Origin of the sequence: Kribbella sp. NBC_01505, from assembly GCF_045040285.1 — a bacterium.
Classification (GTDB): Bacteria; Actinomycetota; Actinomycetes; order Propionibacteriales; family Kribbellaceae; genus Kribbella.
Genome location: NZ_CP109425.1, coordinates 8,304,581 through 8,320,133, shown reverse-complemented (window position 1 = coordinate 8,320,133; position 15,553 = coordinate 8,304,581). Strand labels below are relative to the sequence as shown.

Annotated in this window: 20 protein-coding genes; 9 read left to right on the top strand and 11 right to left on the bottom strand. The window is 68.1% G+C overall.

The window, feature by feature from the left end:
- Positions 1 to 72 precede the first annotated feature (72 nt).
- On the bottom strand, positions 73 to 1,197 hold the full coding sequence (locus tag OG474_RS39110) for a hypothetical protein (RefSeq protein ID WP_405058696.1): 1,125 nt from the start codon (positions 1,195 to 1,197) through the stop codon (positions 73 to 75).
- A 137-nt stretch (positions 1,198 to 1,334) separates the two neighbouring features.
- On the opposite strand from OG474_RS39110, the gene OG474_RS39105 reads away from it, so the two are divergent.
- Positions 1,335 to 2,453: a tyrosine-type recombinase/integrase gene (locus OG474_RS39105; RefSeq protein WP_405058695.1), complete on the top strand. Its 1,119-nt coding sequence runs from the start codon at positions 1,335 to 1,337 to the stop codon at positions 2,451 to 2,453.
- A gap of 66 nt (positions 2,454 to 2,519) precedes the next feature.
- Positions 2,520 to 2,957 carry a VOC family protein gene (locus OG474_RS39100; protein ID WP_405058694.1) on the top strand — a complete coding sequence of 146 codons (438 nt, stop codon included), beginning with the start codon at positions 2,520 to 2,522 and terminating at the stop codon, positions 2,955 to 2,957.
- A gap of 32 nt (positions 2,958 to 2,989) precedes the next feature.
- Here OG474_RS39100 and OG474_RS39095 read toward each other — a convergent pair whose 3' ends face one another.
- Positions 2,990 to 3,436, bottom strand: a complete 447-nt coding sequence (locus tag OG474_RS39095; RefSeq protein WP_405058693.1) for a GNAT family N-acetyltransferase — start codon at positions 3,434 to 3,436, stop codon at positions 2,990 to 2,992.
- Positions 3,437 to 3,454: 18 nt separating this feature from the next.
- Complete coding sequence (locus OG474_RS39090; protein ID WP_405058692.1) at positions 3,455 to 4,192, bottom strand: DinB family protein; 738 nt, start codon at positions 4,190 to 4,192, stop codon at positions 3,455 to 3,457.
- Positions 4,193 to 4,307: 115 nt separating this feature from the next.
- Here OG474_RS39090 and OG474_RS39085 point away from each other — a divergent pair, with 115 nt between their 5' ends.
- Positions 4,308 to 4,886 (top strand): GNAT family N-acetyltransferase, encoded by a 579-nt coding sequence (locus OG474_RS39085; RefSeq protein WP_405058691.1) that lies wholly within the window; start codon positions 4,308 to 4,310, stop codon positions 4,884 to 4,886.
- Here the strand turns inward: OG474_RS39085 and OG474_RS39080 are convergent.
- Positions 4,883 to 5,620 carry a DUF3626 domain-containing protein gene (locus OG474_RS39080; protein WP_405058690.1) on the bottom strand — a complete coding sequence of 246 codons (738 nt, stop codon included), beginning with the start codon at positions 5,618 to 5,620 and terminating at the stop codon, positions 4,883 to 4,885. The two genes, OG474_RS39085 and OG474_RS39080, sit on opposite strands and share 4 nt — an antisense overlap.
- Positions 5,617 to 6,378: an SAM-dependent methyltransferase gene (locus OG474_RS39075; RefSeq protein ID WP_405058689.1), complete on the bottom strand. Its 762-nt coding sequence runs from the start codon at positions 6,376 to 6,378 to the stop codon at positions 5,617 to 5,619. Before OG474_RS39075 ends, OG474_RS39080 begins: the two co-directional genes overlap by 4 nt.
- Positions 6,379 to 6,388: 10 nt before the next feature.
- Here OG474_RS39075 and OG474_RS39070 point away from each other — a divergent pair, with 10 nt between their 5' ends.
- Entirely contained in the window at positions 6,389 to 7,066 is a 678-nt protein-coding gene (locus tag OG474_RS39070; RefSeq protein ID WP_405058688.1) for an AAA family ATPase, read from the top strand.
- Here OG474_RS39070 and OG474_RS39065 read toward each other — a convergent pair.
- Positions 7,035 to 8,183: a lipid II:glycine glycyltransferase FemX gene (locus OG474_RS39065; protein ID WP_405058687.1), complete on the bottom strand. Its 1,149-nt coding sequence runs from the start codon at positions 8,181 to 8,183 to the stop codon at positions 7,035 to 7,037. The genes OG474_RS39070 and OG474_RS39065 overlap by 32 nt on opposite strands.
- A gap of 229 nt (positions 8,184 to 8,412) precedes the next feature.
- Here OG474_RS39065 and OG474_RS39060 point away from each other — a divergent pair, with 229 nt between their 5' ends.
- The gene (locus tag OG474_RS39060) at positions 8,413 to 9,264 is read left to right on the top strand and encodes an aldo/keto reductase (protein WP_405058686.1); all 852 of its coding nucleotides are present in this window, start codon (positions 8,413 to 8,415) and stop codon (positions 9,262 to 9,264) included.
- Positions 9,265 to 9,283: 19 nt separating this feature from the next.
- Positions 9,284 to 9,943, top strand: coding sequence for an HAD family hydrolase (locus tag OG474_RS39055; RefSeq protein ID WP_405058685.1), 660 nt, complete (start codon positions 9,284 to 9,286; stop codon positions 9,941 to 9,943).
- Here OG474_RS39055 and OG474_RS39050 read toward each other — a convergent pair.
- The 3 genes from OG474_RS39050 to OG474_RS39040 all read right to left on the bottom strand — a co-directional run bounded on the left by OG474_RS39050 (position 9,933) and on the right by OG474_RS39040 (position 11,788).
- Positions 9,933 to 10,487 carry an isochorismatase family protein gene (locus OG474_RS39050; protein WP_405058684.1) on the bottom strand — a complete coding sequence of 185 codons (555 nt, stop codon included), beginning with the start codon at positions 10,485 to 10,487 and terminating at the stop codon, positions 9,933 to 9,935. The two genes, OG474_RS39055 and OG474_RS39050, sit on opposite strands and share 11 nt — an antisense overlap.
- 67 nt (positions 10,488 to 10,554) lie before the next feature.
- The gene (locus OG474_RS39045) at positions 10,555 to 10,845 is read right to left on the bottom strand and encodes a DUF1905 domain-containing protein (RefSeq protein WP_405058683.1); all 291 of its coding nucleotides are present in this window, start codon (positions 10,843 to 10,845) and stop codon (positions 10,555 to 10,557) included.
- Positions 10,838 to 11,788: a helix-turn-helix transcriptional regulator gene (locus OG474_RS39040; RefSeq protein ID WP_405058682.1), complete on the bottom strand. Its 951-nt coding sequence runs from the start codon at positions 11,786 to 11,788 to the stop codon at positions 10,838 to 10,840. The genes OG474_RS39045 and OG474_RS39040 overlap by 8 nt, the downstream gene beginning before the upstream one ends.
- Before the next feature lie 122 nt (positions 11,789 to 11,910).
- On the opposite strand from OG474_RS39040, the gene OG474_RS39035 reads away from it, so the two are divergent.
- From OG474_RS39035 to OG474_RS39025, 3 genes are all read left to right on the top strand, one after another.
- Entirely contained in the window at positions 11,911 to 12,777 is an 867-nt protein-coding gene (locus OG474_RS39035; RefSeq protein ID WP_405058681.1) for a toxin-antitoxin system, toxin component, read from the top strand.
- 62 nt (positions 12,778 to 12,839) lie between these two features.
- Complete coding sequence (locus OG474_RS39030; protein WP_405058680.1) at positions 12,840 to 13,679, top strand: hypothetical protein; 840 nt, start codon at positions 12,840 to 12,842, stop codon at positions 13,677 to 13,679.
- The gene (locus tag OG474_RS39025) at positions 13,676 to 14,461 is read left to right on the top strand and encodes an SDR family oxidoreductase (RefSeq protein ID WP_405058679.1); all 786 of its coding nucleotides are present in this window, start codon (positions 13,676 to 13,678) and stop codon (positions 14,459 to 14,461) included. The genes OG474_RS39030 and OG474_RS39025 overlap by 4 nt, the downstream gene beginning before the upstream one ends.
- On the opposite strand, the gene OG474_RS39020 is transcribed toward OG474_RS39025, so the two are convergent.
- The gene (locus OG474_RS39020; RefSeq protein WP_405058678.1) at positions 14,442 to 14,870 is read right to left on the bottom strand and encodes an OsmC family protein; all 429 of its coding nucleotides are present in this window, start codon (positions 14,868 to 14,870) and stop codon (positions 14,442 to 14,444) included. The genes OG474_RS39025 and OG474_RS39020 overlap by 20 nt on opposite strands.
- A 30-nt stretch (positions 14,871 to 14,900) precedes the next feature.
- The gene (locus OG474_RS39015) at positions 14,901 to 15,551 is read right to left on the bottom strand and encodes an SDR family oxidoreductase (protein ID WP_405058677.1); all 651 of its coding nucleotides are present in this window, start codon (positions 15,549 to 15,551) and stop codon (positions 14,901 to 14,903) included.
- Positions 15,552 to 15,553 lie beyond the last annotated feature (2 nt).

The following is a 15,553-nucleotide window of genomic DNA, read 5'->3' as shown; positions in this document are numbered from 1 at the left end:
CAGGTGTCACCGTTCGTAATCGACCGATCACATGACGGGTACGCTCATGATCAGCCCAGCTACGGCACCTGGTCAAGCATCGGTTTCGTCCGGCACGGCAAGCGGTGCGGGACGCGCGGCGAGTTGCTCACGAAGTGCCTCGGCGGTCTGCTCGGCGGCGCGCTGAGCAGCTGTGGCCGCGGTGACCCGATCGGCAGCCGCCTGCCTGATGTCGGCCAGCTGGGCCTGATGGTCTGTCCGAAGTTGGTCACGGTCGGCCCGGTGCTCGGCCCGGAGGCTCTCGAGCTCGGCCCGGTGCTGATCGCGCAGCTCGCGGAGCTCGGCGCGGAGTTGGTCCGCGCCGAGCTGGGTGGTTTGCCGCTCGGACTCCGCGGTGGCCTGAGCGATCCGGGCGACCTCGAGCTCGGTGCGAGCCTGCTGGATCTGTAGCTCAGCGGCGGCCTGGATCTCGGCGATCCGCCGCTCGGTGTCTCGCTGCCGCTCTTCGGCTTGAGCGGCAGCGGCCTCCTGAGCGGCGGCGACCTCACGGTGAGCCTGCTCCACTTCGGCGGTCGCAGCCTCGCGGGCATCCGCGGCATCCTGGCGGGACTTCTCAGCTGCCGTGAGAGCGGCCAGCGCTTCAGCTCGGGCCGATTCCAGCTCCTCGATGGCGTCCTGGGCAGCCGCATCGGCCTCCTCGCGGGCATCTTCCGCGTCAGCGGCCTGCTGCTCGGCCTGGCGGCGGCGGTGCTCTTCCTCGCCACGCTGGCGCTCGACCTCAGCCACCTGAGCGCGCGAGGAAGCCTGTAGCTGCTCCACCTCAGCAGCCACGGCTTCAGCGTCGCCGTACGCCCGCACCGCTGCGGTGATCCCGGTCAGGAACTCCTGCAGCTGATCCAGCCGCCGCGGAAGCTCCAGCATCTGGTTCTCCAGGGTTGTCCTGGCGGTCGTCACCGGGCCCGCGGGCGGCTGCGGCACTGCGGATCCCCCAGCAACGGGCGCAGGACGTCGCTCAGCGGCTTTCTTAGCCGACCAGGCGGTCGCCTTGTTGTGCACGACCAGCTTCCCGTCGATCCCAGGGCCTTCCAGGCCGCAGTACTTCGGCGGTCGGCCCGATGCGCCGGCGTCTGCCTGCTTCGGATTCGGGCAGTTCACGCCAGGGAACTCACACAGGCCGGCCCGCGCCTGCGAAGTCACTTCAGTTTCGGTCGCCGTCATGATCGTCATCCTATCACGATTCCGTCATTGAGTTCGTGATTACGTTAGTTTAGTTACGTCAACTCAAACGTAACTATGAGAACTTAATCAAGACTGGAGAGAGCGCATAATCCCCGTTATGCGCTAGGATCTGCGCTGTGGACGATGAGCGCGGAGACGCCCTGGAACGACGGTTCGAGCTGGCCGAAAAAGAGCCCCTGCCGGATCGCGCGACCGAAGCCGCCGTACGACGCGCACTCGGAGCCCGCCGGCCAGTAGGAGCCCCGCGCTCGGCAGAACCCGTCGACCGGCTGGATCTGCTGGCGAGCGCACTGACACCGGAGCTGACCGCGCTGGCCGTGCTGTGGCTCGGTGGGACGCGCCGAGCGAGCACCCAGACCCGGATCGCGTACGCCGACGACCTGCTGCTGTGGGCCGAATGGGCCCGCCGGGAGCTAGGCCGGGACCGCTTCGCGCTCGATCTGCACCGGGCCGAGGTGACGATGTGGTTGTCGCAGCAGCAAGATGCAGGCGCGAGTGAGTCCTCGCTCGCGCGCCGGCTGTCGACCCTGTCCAGCCTCTATCGGTACGCCGCGAGCTGGGGCCTGCAGGTGGTCTCCCCCATCTCCGACGACGACCACCGCCCGAAGTTCCACCGCGGCCGGCGCGCGACGTCGGCCCGGGTGCTCCAGGCGGACGACATCTCCGCGATCCTCGCGGCCGCCACCGATGTCCGTGACGCGCTCGTGGTCGGCCTGCTGTTCACCGGCGCGCTCCGCGTCTCCGAGCTGTGCGCCGCCGACGACGCAGACCGCCAGGACGAAGGCCGCCGTACCTGGCTGGTCATCACCCGCAAAGGCGGCGCCAGCGTCCGAGTGCCGCTCGAGACCACGGTCGCCGAGCTCCTCGACCTGTACGTCGCCATCCGCCCGAAGTGGACCGGCTCCGGCCGGGCGCCCCTGGTAGCCGACGCGGCCGGCCGGCGACTCGATCGCCACGACGTCACCCGCCTGCTCCGCCGCCTGGCCAAGACCGCCGGCATCCCCCGCCCCGAGAAGGTCACCCCACACTCCCTGCGCGCCACCGCGATCACCGACCAGAAGCGCCGCGGCCTCAACGCCGAAGACATCCAGGAGCTCTCCGGCCACGCCGACGTCCGCACCGTGATGATCTACATCGACGACGACGGCCGCGCCGAACGCGTCTCCGCCATCACCGACGACCTCGGCCGCGTCATGCGCGCGGTTCCCCGGCATTTGCGCCGTTCCGCGTCGTGATGTCGAGGACCGCCGGACGGCTTCGTCCTAGGGGTACAAGTTGACGCGATGGAAGAGGAGCAGGACGTGACTGTACGACGGATGGACAACGTCGGGATCGTTTTCTCGGACCTGGAGGCGGCGGTCGCCTTCTTCGTCGAGCTCGGTCTGGAGGTGGAAGGAAGGACGCAGATCGAGGGCAAGGTCGCCGACCAGTGCACTGGCCTCGAGGGTGTCCGCTGTGACATCGCGATGCTCCGGACCCCCGACGGCCTCAGCCGCCTAGAGCTCACCAGCTACGTGACACCCACCGTGATCCCCGGCCCACCCAAGCAGCCGCACAACACGGTAGGCATGCACCGAGTCATGTTCGCCGTCGACAACCTCGAGGACGTAGTCACCCGCCTGGCCCGCCACGGCGCCGAACCAGTCGGCGAGATCGCCCGCTACGAAGACAGCTATCTCCTCTGCTACGTCCGGGGCCCCGAAGGAGTCATCGTCGGCCTGGCCGAGCAACTCAGCTGACAACCTCCGGCCAAGCGATCAGGCCCGAGCGATCAGGCTCGGTCGATCGGGATGGAGTAGAGGATGAAGCCGCGGTTGTCGGCGACCTGGTCGTAGAGGCGGCGCGCGGCCTCGTTGGATTCGTGCGTCGACCAGTAGACACGGCTGCAGCCGTGCTCCGTGGCCCAGGTGGTCACGGCGGCGATGAGGGCGCGGGCGGCGCCTTGGCCGCGGGCCTCGGGTGCGGTGAAGAGGTCCTGCAGGTAGCAGGAGTCGGCCGTGGTCGTACTGGCGTGGGTCAGGAAATGGGCGATGCCGACCAACCGGCCGTCGAGGCGAGCGCCGAGTGCGTGGAGCTCCTCGTCGTTCTGAAACCTTGTCCACGCCTGATCGTAGAAGCCGTCCGGCATCGTCGATCGGCCGTAGAACTCGTTGTACCCGGCGAAGAGTTGCTGCCAGACATCCCGATCGATCGGTTGCAGAGGTCCCGAGGTCAGCACACCTGGCACCGTTCCATATCAGGGGGCCAGTCGGGCGAGGTCCCGGGTGGCGTAGCGGTGGTGTTCCCATTCCTCTTCGAGGATGGTGTGGAGGCAGGAGAGCACGGTCTCGGGGTAGTCGGGGGCCCAGGGGTTCTTCCGGATGCCTGCGAGATCGGCCGCGGTGACGGTTGCCAGGTATGTGCGGACCTGGGCGACGTGGTCGGCGCGGACGGCCAGCACTTCCTCGTACGGCGGTTTGGTGGTGCTGAACACGGACATGTCGAGGCCGTCGGTCTCGTACTCGGCGTGCGGCTGGCCGATGGGGTGGAACGGCTGCTCGTCGCCGAGGATCGCTCGGCCGAGCCACGTGTTGGTAGCCATCACGAGGTGGCGCAGCGTCTGGGCGAAGGACCACTCGCCGTCGACCGAGACGTCCGCCTTCTCCGGGGAGACCTCCTCGATGAGGGGCGCCCAGGCGCGTTCGAGCGCGGCCCACGCCGTACGAAGGCCGTCTGGGTCTTCGGCGAGGCGCAGCTCGCGGCCGGGGAAGCGACGGTTCAGCTCCGCGTCGACATACGGGGCGACGTTCACGCCGTTGACGAGCAGCGAGTTGTCGCCCGCCAGCAGCCAGGGCGCGTCGATGTCGACGCCGGCCACCTCGGCCGCCCGCAGGACCACGCCGGACAGGTTGCAGCGAACGAAGCGCGCCCCGCTGAGATTCACATCCGTGAACGTCGCCGCCTGCAGGTCATCGGACTCGGTGAAAGCTGCCATGCCTGAACCTACCGAGAATCACGGAACGAACCGAGCATGATGGCAGGAACCTGCAACGGGCCGGCGGGTGTCCCCAAGGCACCTATAGTCCGTTCGATCGACTGTGGAGGCGCTGGTGACGGAGACGTATACGACGAGGGCGTTGTCGCCGGAGACGTGGGACGACTTCGCTGGGTTGGTGGAAGCCAACAACGGGGTGTGGGGTGGCTGCTGGTGTATCGGCCTTCATGTCGAAGGGTTCGGCGAGAAGCCGCACAGCGCTCAACGCAACCGCGACGCGAAGCGCGCCCACGTCGAGGAAGGCACCGCGCACCAGATCCTGGTCTACGACGCGGACGGCACTTGCCTGGGTTGGTGCCAGTACGGACCGCCGGCGGAGCTGCCCAATATCAAGAACCCGGCCAAATACGCCGCTGGACTCTCAGAGCTTCCCGACTGGCGGATCGGCTGCATCTTCACCAGCAGCAAACACCGTGGTCGTGGCGTGGCCCGGGCGGCTGTCAGTGGCGCGCTGGATGCGATCCGGGCTGCGGGCGGCGGAGTGGTGGAGGCCTACCCGGAGCAGACCGTCGACCGCGCGGAACAACGCGGCGCCTACCTGCACACCGGGCCGGAGGAGCTCTACGAGCAGTTCGGGTTTGTGCGTGACCGCAAGATCGCCAAGTGGCGCTGGGTCATGCGCGCAGAGATCTAAAGGCGGCCGTGGTGGGCTAGGGAGTGCCAGAGGTGTTTGAGGGTTTGGGGTGGGTGGGTTCCGGCTCGGGCTGCGGTGCCGATGACGGCAGGGGTGAGCAGCGGGCCGAGGGACTTCGCCAGTACGACGATGTGCGGGCCTCGGTACGACGGATCGATGGCCTCGGCGTGGATCCGGAAGCCCGGGTGGTACTCGACCGGGCAGCCGAGGCGTTCGGCCGCGGCCGCGATGGGAGTGCCGGCGAAGGACGGATCCAGTACGACGGCCTCGGCGTCGGTGCCGAAGCGGACCGGGCCATGGACGTGCGCCTCGACGGCGTCGTCGAGATCGCCCAAGTCTGATTCGTCAGCCAACGCGCAGAGCCGAGGGAGCGCTCTCCGGTCTCCGAAGTCGGTCGGCTCGTAGACCGAATCCGGGAAGCAGAACGTCGCGCGATCAACGACCTCCGGGCGCAACCGCACATACGACGATCCGAACCGGACCGCTCCCCCGTGCAGATCGCCACGCCGGTTCCACGCGCCGTAGACCGGACGTTCCGAGGCGGGAGCGTCGTCGTACCGGCCGGCGAAGAGGCGGGATTCCCAGCGCCAGCGGTCGCCGCCGGCGTGGGCGGTCAGACCGCCGTTGGAACTGCCGGTGCTGAACTGGGAGCGGTAGATGCCGTCGGCAACCATCGAGTCGATCACCGTGCCGGTCTGGTACGGCCAGTCCGGATGGAACTGGAGCGTGATCACCGGCGCTGGGCGACCAAGCGGATCAGGCCCAGCAGCTCACCCTGATCGGCCTCGAGCATGTCGGCATCGGGCGCGTAGCCGCGGTCCACGAGCTCGCAGGCGCGGAGCCATTGCAGCCAGTCGTCCCAGCCGCCCGGGATCATCTCGGTGGTGGTGACGTCGACGAGGCCGGTGCGCTGCCAGTGGGTGTGCCACCAGCCGGGGCTCATCCAGGTGAAGAAGTCCGGCGTCCAGCGCTCCGCCAGGTACGGCGGCAATGTCAGCCCGGGATCGTGGTGCAGCCCCGGTCCGGCGACGCCGACCGTGCCGTGCGGTTTCAGGAACTCCAGGAGATACGCGAGGTACCGGGATTCGGTGCCGAAGTAGTGATACGCGCCGATGCTGACCACCGCGTCGAAGAAGCCGCGCGCGAACGGCAACTCGCGCGCCTCGGCCCGGATCGGGTGCACGCGATCGGCGACGTCCCACGTCCGGATTCGTTCCCAGTTCTCGGTCGGGTCGGTCCAGAGATCGGCGGCCCACACCTCCACGCCGTACTCGCGGGCCAGGAAGACCGACGAAACCGCGGCCCCACAGCCCAGATCCAGCACGCGCATCCCCGGCTCGAGCGTCATGACCTCCATCAGGGACTCGGCGCACCAGAGCGGATGCGGGCCCATCGGCCGCTCGACGATCCACGCCGGGTCGTAGCCGGAGCTGCGGGGATAGCGCTCTCTCGTGAGCGCGGTCCGGAGTGCTTGCTCAGTGGTAGGAGTCATCTGTTAGAAGATGACAGGACCCCCAGAGGCCCGCAACGCATTTCCGGAGGACAACGGCGTGACGACGTACGACGGAGTGGCGAGCGGCCGGTTGATCGCGCTGATCGGTACGTCGAGTTCGGGGAAATCGTCCACCGCGCAGCAACTGCAGCTCATCCTGCCCGAGCCCTACCTGCTGGTCGGTCTCGATCATTTCTACGACATGTTCCCCCAGGACTGGGGCGGCCACCGGCGTGGGCCGGGCCCTGGGTTCTGGCAGGAGACGTTGACCGATCCGGACGGCAAGCCGCGGATCGTCACGCACTACGGCGAGGCCGGTCAGCGGATGTTCGCGGGGATGCGGGCCGCGGTGCTGGCGCTGCTCGATGCGGGCAATCACGTCATCCTCGACGACATGCCGGTGGACGAGTCGATCGTGCCGGCCTGGCGGCAGGCGCTGGCTGGGAGAGCGGTCTATTGGGTCTCGGTCGAGGCGCCGATCGAGGTGATCGAGGCGCGCGAACTGGAACGCAACCACGGTCGGCATCTCGGGAACGCCCGCGGGCATCTCGGTCTGGGGCTCGACGGTGAGTTCGACCTGCGGCTGGATTCGGCAGCGCTGTCTGCCGAGGAGCGGGCCGCGGCTGTGGTCCGCGCCGCGGAGGCAGCTGGGTTCTTCAGCGCGAGCGGTAGCGCGTCATCGCCTTGAGGAGCAGCTGGTTGACGGCGCCGGGCAGAGCGCGTTCCCACTCGCCGACGGATTGGACGAGCTCGCCGCCGGTGCCGAGCTTCCAGCGCAGCAGACCGAACGCGCGATCCTCGGGATCGAGTGAATCCGACACCCCACGCATGTCGTAGCGATCGGCGCCCAACGTCTGAGCCTCGGTCATCATCTTCCACTGCAGGATGTGGCTCGGGCGCACCTCGCGGTGATGGTTGGCCGAGGCACCGGATTGGTACCAGACCCGGCGGCCGACCACGTTCATCGTGTGCGCCGCGAGCACCTCGCCGTTCCAGGTCGATAGGTAGAGGCGCATCTGGCCGTGCCGCTCGGCGTTCATTACGCGGTACTGGCGCTGGTAGTAGGCCAAGCTGCGCCCGAGCCGGAAGCCGTTGCGGCGCTCGGTCGCCTCCAGCAACTGGAAGAACGCCGGGAGATCGCTCTCCATGCCCTGCCGGATCTCGATCCCGGACTTCTCCGCCTTCTGGATGTTGCGCCGCCACTCCTTGCTGAGCCCGCTCCACAGCTCGGCGTTCGTCCGCCCACCGACCGGAACCTGGAACAGGTACCGCGGCTGTGCGTCGCTCCCAGCACCCTCCTCGCCGCCCCGGCTCCAGCCGAGATCACGTAACCGCTCGGCGACCGACGCCCCCACCGGCTCGACAACATCCGGAAGTACGTCGTCCACTCGGCGCCCTCGTCGTACCGAGCCCTTCAGGGTCGTTGCCTGCCAGCGTTTGAGCACCGTGGGCGGGCCGAGCCGAACGGCGAACACCTGCTTGCGATCCAGGTGCGCGAGCAGTGGATCCAGCCACCGCTCGAGCCGCGGATCGGCCCAGTCGATGTCGGGTCCCTCCGGAAGATAGGCATACCAGCGGGAGACGCCCGGCAGCCGGCGGTAGAGCACGAGCGTGGTCCCGACAACTTCTCCGTCGGTGTCGCGCCAGGCCAGTAATTCAGAGCTCCACTCCGTTTTCACCGCCGCCCAGGAAGCCACCTGAAGAAAGCTCCGGCCGCCGTACAGATCGGCCTGTGCGTGGTATTCCGACGGAGCGATTGCTCCGATTTCCAGTAGCTCCGAACGCGTCCGTACCTCGGTCCTCACGGTGCCTCCCCAGCGGTCGCCTCTACCTGGAGAGACGTTGCGAGCTACGGAAAAGTCACACGTGGCCTGGGGATCCGGTCGGGGCAGCGCAGCCCCGAACAACAAAAAATCCACCCTGGAAAGGGTGGACCCGAAGTAATTCTTGTTTTATTATGAGCGAATGCCCAATTGGAATGTAAATGCATTCCTACTAAGAAACATATCATCAGAAATTGCGAGGTGCAAGCCCATGGAGTTCTGGCGGGGAGTGCGGCGGGTCGGGTTCGGCACGAAGCGGCTGGCGGGAGCAAGTGGTGGGACCGATGCGCGGGAGAAGGCCGTCGCGCTGATCCGGCGGGCGGTGGAGCTCGGGGTCAACCACCTGGACACGGCTGCGTTCTACCCGACCACGTCGCCCTCCGACAACGTGTGGGAGATGGATTCCTTACGCTGGGCGAACGAAGCGGTCCGCGAGGCATTGACGCCGACAGACAAGGTGGTCATCGCTACCAAGATCGGTGCCCTGGACGGTCCGATGGCCCGGCCGGACGAGCTGCAAGGACTGCTGGAGCGCGACCTGCGCGATCTCGGCCGCGACACCATCGACCTCGTCTACCTACGCCAGCAAGGACTGGAATCCGTGGCCGAGCACTTCGGCGCACTTGCTCAACTCCAGGAAAAGGGCCTGATCCGAGGCCTCGGTCTCTCCAACATCCGTCTCCATCACCTAGCCCAGGCGCAAGAGGTCGCCCCCGTCGTCGCTGTCCAGAACCGGTACGGCGTGGGCTTCGGGCGGGTGAACGACGAGCTCGTCCGGCTCTGCGGTGAGCAGGGCATCGCCTACGTCCCGTACTTCGCCTTGGCCGGTGCCTCCCGCGAAACCGGTGGGGTCGCCGACTCCGACATCGTCCAGCAACTCGCCGACGCCCATCAGGCAACGCCGGCCCAGATCCGGCTCGCGTGGACGCTCAGCAAGGGTGAGCACATGCTCGCCATCCCAGGCACCAGCAGCGTCCAGCACCTGAGCGACAACCTGACCGCCGAATTCATCCATCTCTCACCCAGCGACATCGATACGCTGAACGCCATACCGTCTGACTAACCGATCCGGAGGTCGCCGCGTGCTCAAGGTTGTTCTGTTCGATCTCGACGGCACATTGGTCGAACAGGAGCACGCGGCGGCCCGGGCGGTCGTCGAGTGGGCCGCGCAGTACGGCATCACCGATCCGGAGGTCGCCGCCCGCTGGGCAGCGATCTCCGACCGGCATTACCGCGGCTACCAGCGGCGCGAGCTCAGCTTCGCCGCGCAACGGCGTGCGCGGGTCCGCGAGTTCCTCGGTCTCGAGGTCGACGACACCGAGGCCGACGCGATCTTCGACGGCTACCTGTGGCGCTACGAAGCCGGCTGGACACTGTTCGACGATGCGATCCCCGCCGTACGGCGGGCTCGGGCGGCCGGTCTGCGGGTCGTGGTCTTCAGCAACGGGAACACCGCCCACCAGCAGCAGAAGCTCGACCGCTTCGGACTGACCGCCGAGATCGACGCCCTGATCTCATCCGAACAGCTACCCGCGGGCAAGCCCGACCCCCGCGCCTTCCGTGAGGCCCTGGCCCTGACCGGGGTGGAATCCGATCAGGCACTCATGGTCGGCGACTCGCTCACCAACGACATCCACGGTGCGCTCGCCGTCGGCATGGGAGCCGTGCTGCTGGCCAGAGACGGCCAGCACGCAGACGTCGGCGTACGACGGATTGCCAGCCTGGACGAACTCAGCTGGTGAAGGTCAGCTCGGCCGCGGGTTGGACCGCCGCCGTCCGGCCCGGAGCCCGGTGATAATGCCAGTACAGGTTGGTGTGAGCGATCACCTTGTCCGGCGTCGGAGCGCCCCACTCGGACAGATCCTCAGTCGTGTGGCCGTCGGCGACGAGGGTGACGTCGTAGCCACGCGTGATCGCGCCGTGCAGCGTGCCGCGGACGCACTCGTCGGTCTGCGCGCCGGTGATGAAGACCCGGCCGATGCCACCGTCGGCAAGCACGGCCTCGAGCTCGGTGTCGTCGAAGGAGTCCGGGTAGGTCTTCCGGACGATCCGGTCGGAGGGGTCGCGTTCGAGCTCGGCGACGATCTGCCACTCCTCGCTGTCGATCACGAGGTTGTCGTTGGAGTGCTGGACGAAGATCACCGGAACCGCCGCCGCGCGGGCGGCACCGATCGCCGTGTTGATGTTCGCGATGATCTGGTCGCGCTCGTGAGCACCGGAGACGACGCCGTTCTGGACGTCGATCACCAGCAGAGCCGTGTTGGGCCGGTCAGGCAGCGTAGTCACGTGAGTCCTCCTTCGGGAACAACCGTGCTGCGAACCTAGCGGGCGCCTCAGACAGTTTCTGTGAGGCTCACGTGCGGAGGCGGAGCCGGACGGTGGGAGTGTCGCCGTCGTCGAGGTCCTCGGTGCGGCGGACGGCGGCCTTGATCGGGACGATGTAGTTGCCGTCCTTGGGGAAGAGCGAGGTCTCCCAGGCGCTGGTGCCGATCTCGGCGTGCACGGGGATCATGCCCCAGCCGTAGCTGACGAAGGCCGACTCGGCCTCGAGGTAGGCGCACTCCTCGTCCGGGACGGTGATGAAGTACCACGGCGCGGGGCCGCGCCAGAACCAGATCTCGCCGGTGAACTCCAGCTCACGCACCGTTGCTCGCCTCCAACAGCTTCCGCCCCAGCTCCCGGGCCGCGTCCTGCATCTCCGGGGAGCCGAGGATCCGGTACGGCGCCTGCAGCTCGGCCAGCTTGCCGATGTACCAGAGTGGTTCGCTGGTGCTGGCCACCAGCCGGGTCTGATCCTCGGACAGCACCTCCAGCCGGCCCATGCTGCTCGAGATACACCGCCGGACCTGGTCGACCGGCGCGTCGATGATGATCTCGACCGGATACTTCCAGCCCATCGCGAGATGCTCCTCGACCACCGCGAGCGGATCGAGATCGGCGGGTGCGCAGAACTCGGCACCCGTCTCCTCGACACCTTTCACCCGGTCGGCCCGGAGCACCCGCTGCGCTTCCTTGGCGTGCGACCAGCACAGCAGATACCACCGCCCGCGCCGTACGACGACCGCCCAGGGGTCGACCTCCATCGCCCGGACCCGGTCCGGGGCGAGGCCGTAGTCGATGACGATCCGGCGGCGCTCGGTGCTGGCCGACACCAGGGCGGCGGTGATCGCCGGCTCCGGAGTGCGGATCCCGGGATCGGCCGCGCGGGCGCTGACCTTGCGGACGGCGTCGGTGGAGCGGGCGATCGGCTCGGGGAGAACACGGATGATCTTGCCGAGCGCGCTCTCCACCGGGTCGTCGGCGCCACGGGGTCCCTCGAGCACGGCCATCACCAGGCCGAGCGCCTCGGTGGTGCTGAACATCAGCGGGGGCAGCCGGAGACCGCGGCCGACGCGGTAGCCGCCGTACGGGCCGCGGACGGACTCGATCGGGATCTCCGCCTCGCGCAGGATCGCGACGTACCGGCGGGCGGCGCGCTCGGAGACGCCGAGCTTGTCACCCAGCTGCTCGGCGGTGATACCGGGCCGGTTCTGGATCAGCTCGAGCACCGTCAGCGTCCGCGCGGTGGGGCTCACGTCGTGTGCCATCAGCATCCTGTTCCGGAAGGAGGTCGTCCGGTACAAAAGGCTAACCGAGAGCGGTCGTTGACTCCGAAGGTGAGTAAGGTTCGGGAGTTCGTCTTTCAGGCTTCTAGTCCCAGGAAGTTCCCGTGACCACAACACCACCGCAGCCGCCCCAGAACCCGTACGGCGGCCAGCCCGGCAACTACGGTCCCCCGCCGGAGCAGTTCCCGCAGTACACCCAGCCGCAGCAGCCGCAGTACGGGCAGCCTCAGGACCAGGGTCAGTACGGACAGCCACAGGCGCCGTACGGACAGCAACAGCCGGGTCCTTACGAGCAGCAGTACGCCCAGCCGGGTGGACAGGTCCCGCAGCAGGGGCAGTTCCCGCAGCAGGCGCAGTACCAGCCGGGCACCTGCCGGTTCTGTGGTGGCTACCCGGCGGTCGACGCGACCGTGCGCGGCCACCAGGGCATGGTCATCGTGATGCGCTGGCTGAAGCTGACCGGCCCGTTCTGCAAGACCTGCGGTACGGCGTCCGTCCGCGACATGACCGCGAAGACCATGGTGCAGGGCTGGTGGGGTATCGGCTCGGCCATCGTCACACCGTTCGTCATGCTGTCGAACATCGGTCCGGCCCAGAAGTTCAAGCAGCTGCCGGAGCCGCAGCCCGGTCAGCGCCAGCCGATGGATCCGGGCAAGCCTCTGTTCAAGCGTCCGCAGGTCTTCGTGCTGCTCGTCCCGATCGCGATCATCGCGGCGATCGTGATCGGCAACATCACCACCACGTCGACCAACGAGGCCGCTGTCGGCCAGTGTGTGGTCAACGGTGGCTCCGACTCCAACCCCGACGTGGATGTCGTCGACTGCAGCAGCTCCAAGGCGCAGTACCGGATCGTCGGCAAGCTGGACAACACCACCGACGACAGCCGGTGTGAGCAGTTCCCCGGGTACGAGGCGTCGTACACGGTGCAGGAGCGTTACACCCGCTACACGCTCTGTCTCGGCGCGAAGTGACCTGACGGGGCCCGGCCGAAAATGCCGGGCCCCGCAGGCCGTCGCTGTGGCAGGGTGACCGCGTGACTCTGACCGTCCTCGGAATCGACGTCCCGCCGGCATTGCTCGACAAGTGGGTCGATTGGCTCGCTCCTGACGAGCAGCCCTTCTTCCTCACCCCGCAACAGGCTGCCGACTGGGGTTTCGAGGACAACGGCCGCGAACCGAACCCCGAGGACCGCGACACCTTCCACACGTACGCCGTCGACTCGACCGCGACCGTGATCGTCTGGCTGACCGAGGCGCAGTTCGCCGCGCTCGACAAGCCGCTCCGCGCTCAGCTCGTCCGGGCGCAGGTCCGTCACGACCGCGGCTCGGTGCCGACGGTTCGCAAGTGGCAGGGGTTGCTCGGCCCTGAGCTCAGAGCGCAGGCCGACGGACATCGGTTCGTCTGGTGGAAATCTCTGCTCGTGGAGCACGCGGCCGAGATTCTGCCGGTGATCGTCAGCGAGGACCTCGGCGCGAGCCGGCACGCTGAGGTGACTCATTGGCCCGCAGCACTCCCCCGGGTCCAGGAGCTGGCCGGCACCTTCCCTGACGGCAGCGGCCCGAACTGCTTCGGCACCGTGATGGCAGCCTGCGGCGTCGAAGGCGCGGACACCGTCTGGATGATGTGTGAGCCCTTCGAGGAGTGGCTCGCCGAACACACCGTTCCAGGCGGCCGCGACGACGAGCCCGGCACCGTGTTCGTCTGGCGGAACGAACGCGTGCAGCACGCCGCGATCACCATCGGCAATGGCTTGATGCTCCACAAGCCCGGGCAGTCGTGGAAGCTCCCGCGCAAGATCCGGACGGTCGCGGAGGTACGGCGGGCCTCGCGGACCGCAGGCTGGCGGCTGTCCCGCCATAGGGTGACCGGATGAGGCTGATGATCACCGGCGCGGCCGGGCTGCTCGGGAGCGAGCTCGTCCGCCTGGCCGACCACGACGTCGTACCGACCTATCACTCGGCGCCGGTCGACGGTGGGGTGCGCCTCGATGTCCGTGGTCGCGCCGAGGTCGACGCGGTGATCCAGCGGGTGCGCCCGGATGCGATCATCCACACCGCGTTCAAGCAGAGCGACTGGGTCACCACGGCCGATGGTCCGGCCAACCTCGCGATCGCCGCGCGCGATACCCGGTTCGTGTTCGTGTCGACCGACGCGCTGTTCGATGGCGGGCCAACGCCGTACGACGAGGATGCGCCGCCGAGCCCGATCACGCCGTACGGCGCGGCGAAGGCGGCTGCGGAGACTGCGGTGCGGGCGTTTCATCCGAACGCGGTGATCGCCCGGACCTCGCTGATCGTCGGGAGCGCGGGGATCTCGGAGTCAGAGCAACTGACGCATGACCTGGCCGGTGGCGCGCCGGGAGCATTGTTCACGGAGAACATTCGTTGTCCCGTCGATGTCACCGATCTGGCGCTGGCGCTGCTCGAACTGACCACCTCGGATCACCGCGGTGTCGCACACGTCGGCGGGCCCGAAGCCGTGAGCAGGCTGGAGCTCGGGCAGCTCATCGCGATCCGGGACGGGCTCGATCCGGAGTCCCTGCCGTCGAGCCCGGGACCGGTCTCGCACATCCGGCTCGACAGCACGCGGACGCAGCTGATGCTGAAGACCAGGCTGCGTCCGGTGCGGGAATTCCTCAGACCGCCTCGGTCGTGACCGGCGTACCGAGCTCGACGGTGCGGCTGACCGTGCAGAGCCGGTCGTGCGACATCTTCACCGCGCGCGGCAGCGCCTCGCGGGCCTTGTCGCCGTCCTCGCCCTCGGGGAACCGGATCGTGAACTCGACCGCGAGGTTCTCCATCCGGTTGCCCTCCTCGGCGTCGCGGACCTTGTCACCACGCACCACCGCGCGGAACTCGGTCGGCTCGGCCCGCCGGCTGACCACGATGTCGACGTCGATCGCCGAACACGTCCCGATCGCGGCCAGCAGCAGCTCGACCGGCGTGAAGTCGGTGTCGTCGGTGCCACCCGAGCCGACGGTGATGCTGCCGCCGCGCGCGTTGGTCACCCGGTAGCTGCTGTTCGCCAGGCGTTCGAAATCGACCTGACGCAGAGAGTCGCCCATAACCGTCACAATCTGTTGCCCGCGGCAACGTCAGAGGTTCGCGAGTGCCTTCTTGACCGGCGTGTCCCCGGAGATCAGCTCCAGGATGCGGCCGATCGAAGCCGTCGTGGTGCACAGCCCGGCGAGCACCAGCGCGACGTCGTCCCGGCTGATGCTGCCGTTGCCGGTCTTGTCGGCGATCAGGATCTCACCGGTCCCGGCGTCGTTGGTCAGGTGCCCGGGCCGCAGGATCGTCCAGTCCAGGTCGCGGCTGCGCAGGTCGTCCTCGGCCGCCTTCTTCGCGCGCAGGTAGATCGTGAACGACTCGTCGTCGGTCAGCGTCTCGGCCCGGTCCGCGCCCATCGAGCTGACCTGGATGTGCCGCCGTACGCCGGCTTGCACGGAGGCGTCCGCGAACAACGCCGCCGCACCCCGGTCCACGGTGTCCTTGCGATCGTTCCCGCTGCCTGCTCCGGCGCCGGCCGCGAAGATCGCCACATCCGCCTGCGCCAGCACCTCGGCGACCGCGTCGGCGTCGGCCTGCTCCAGATCCAGTACGGCGACCTGGCCGCCCGCCGCGGCGACATCCGTCTCGTGATCGGGGTTGCGTACCAGCCCGACCACCTCGTGCCCGTCATCGCTCAGCAGCTTGGTCAGCCGGAGAGCGATCTGCCCGTGTCCACCCGCAATCACGACTCGCATGC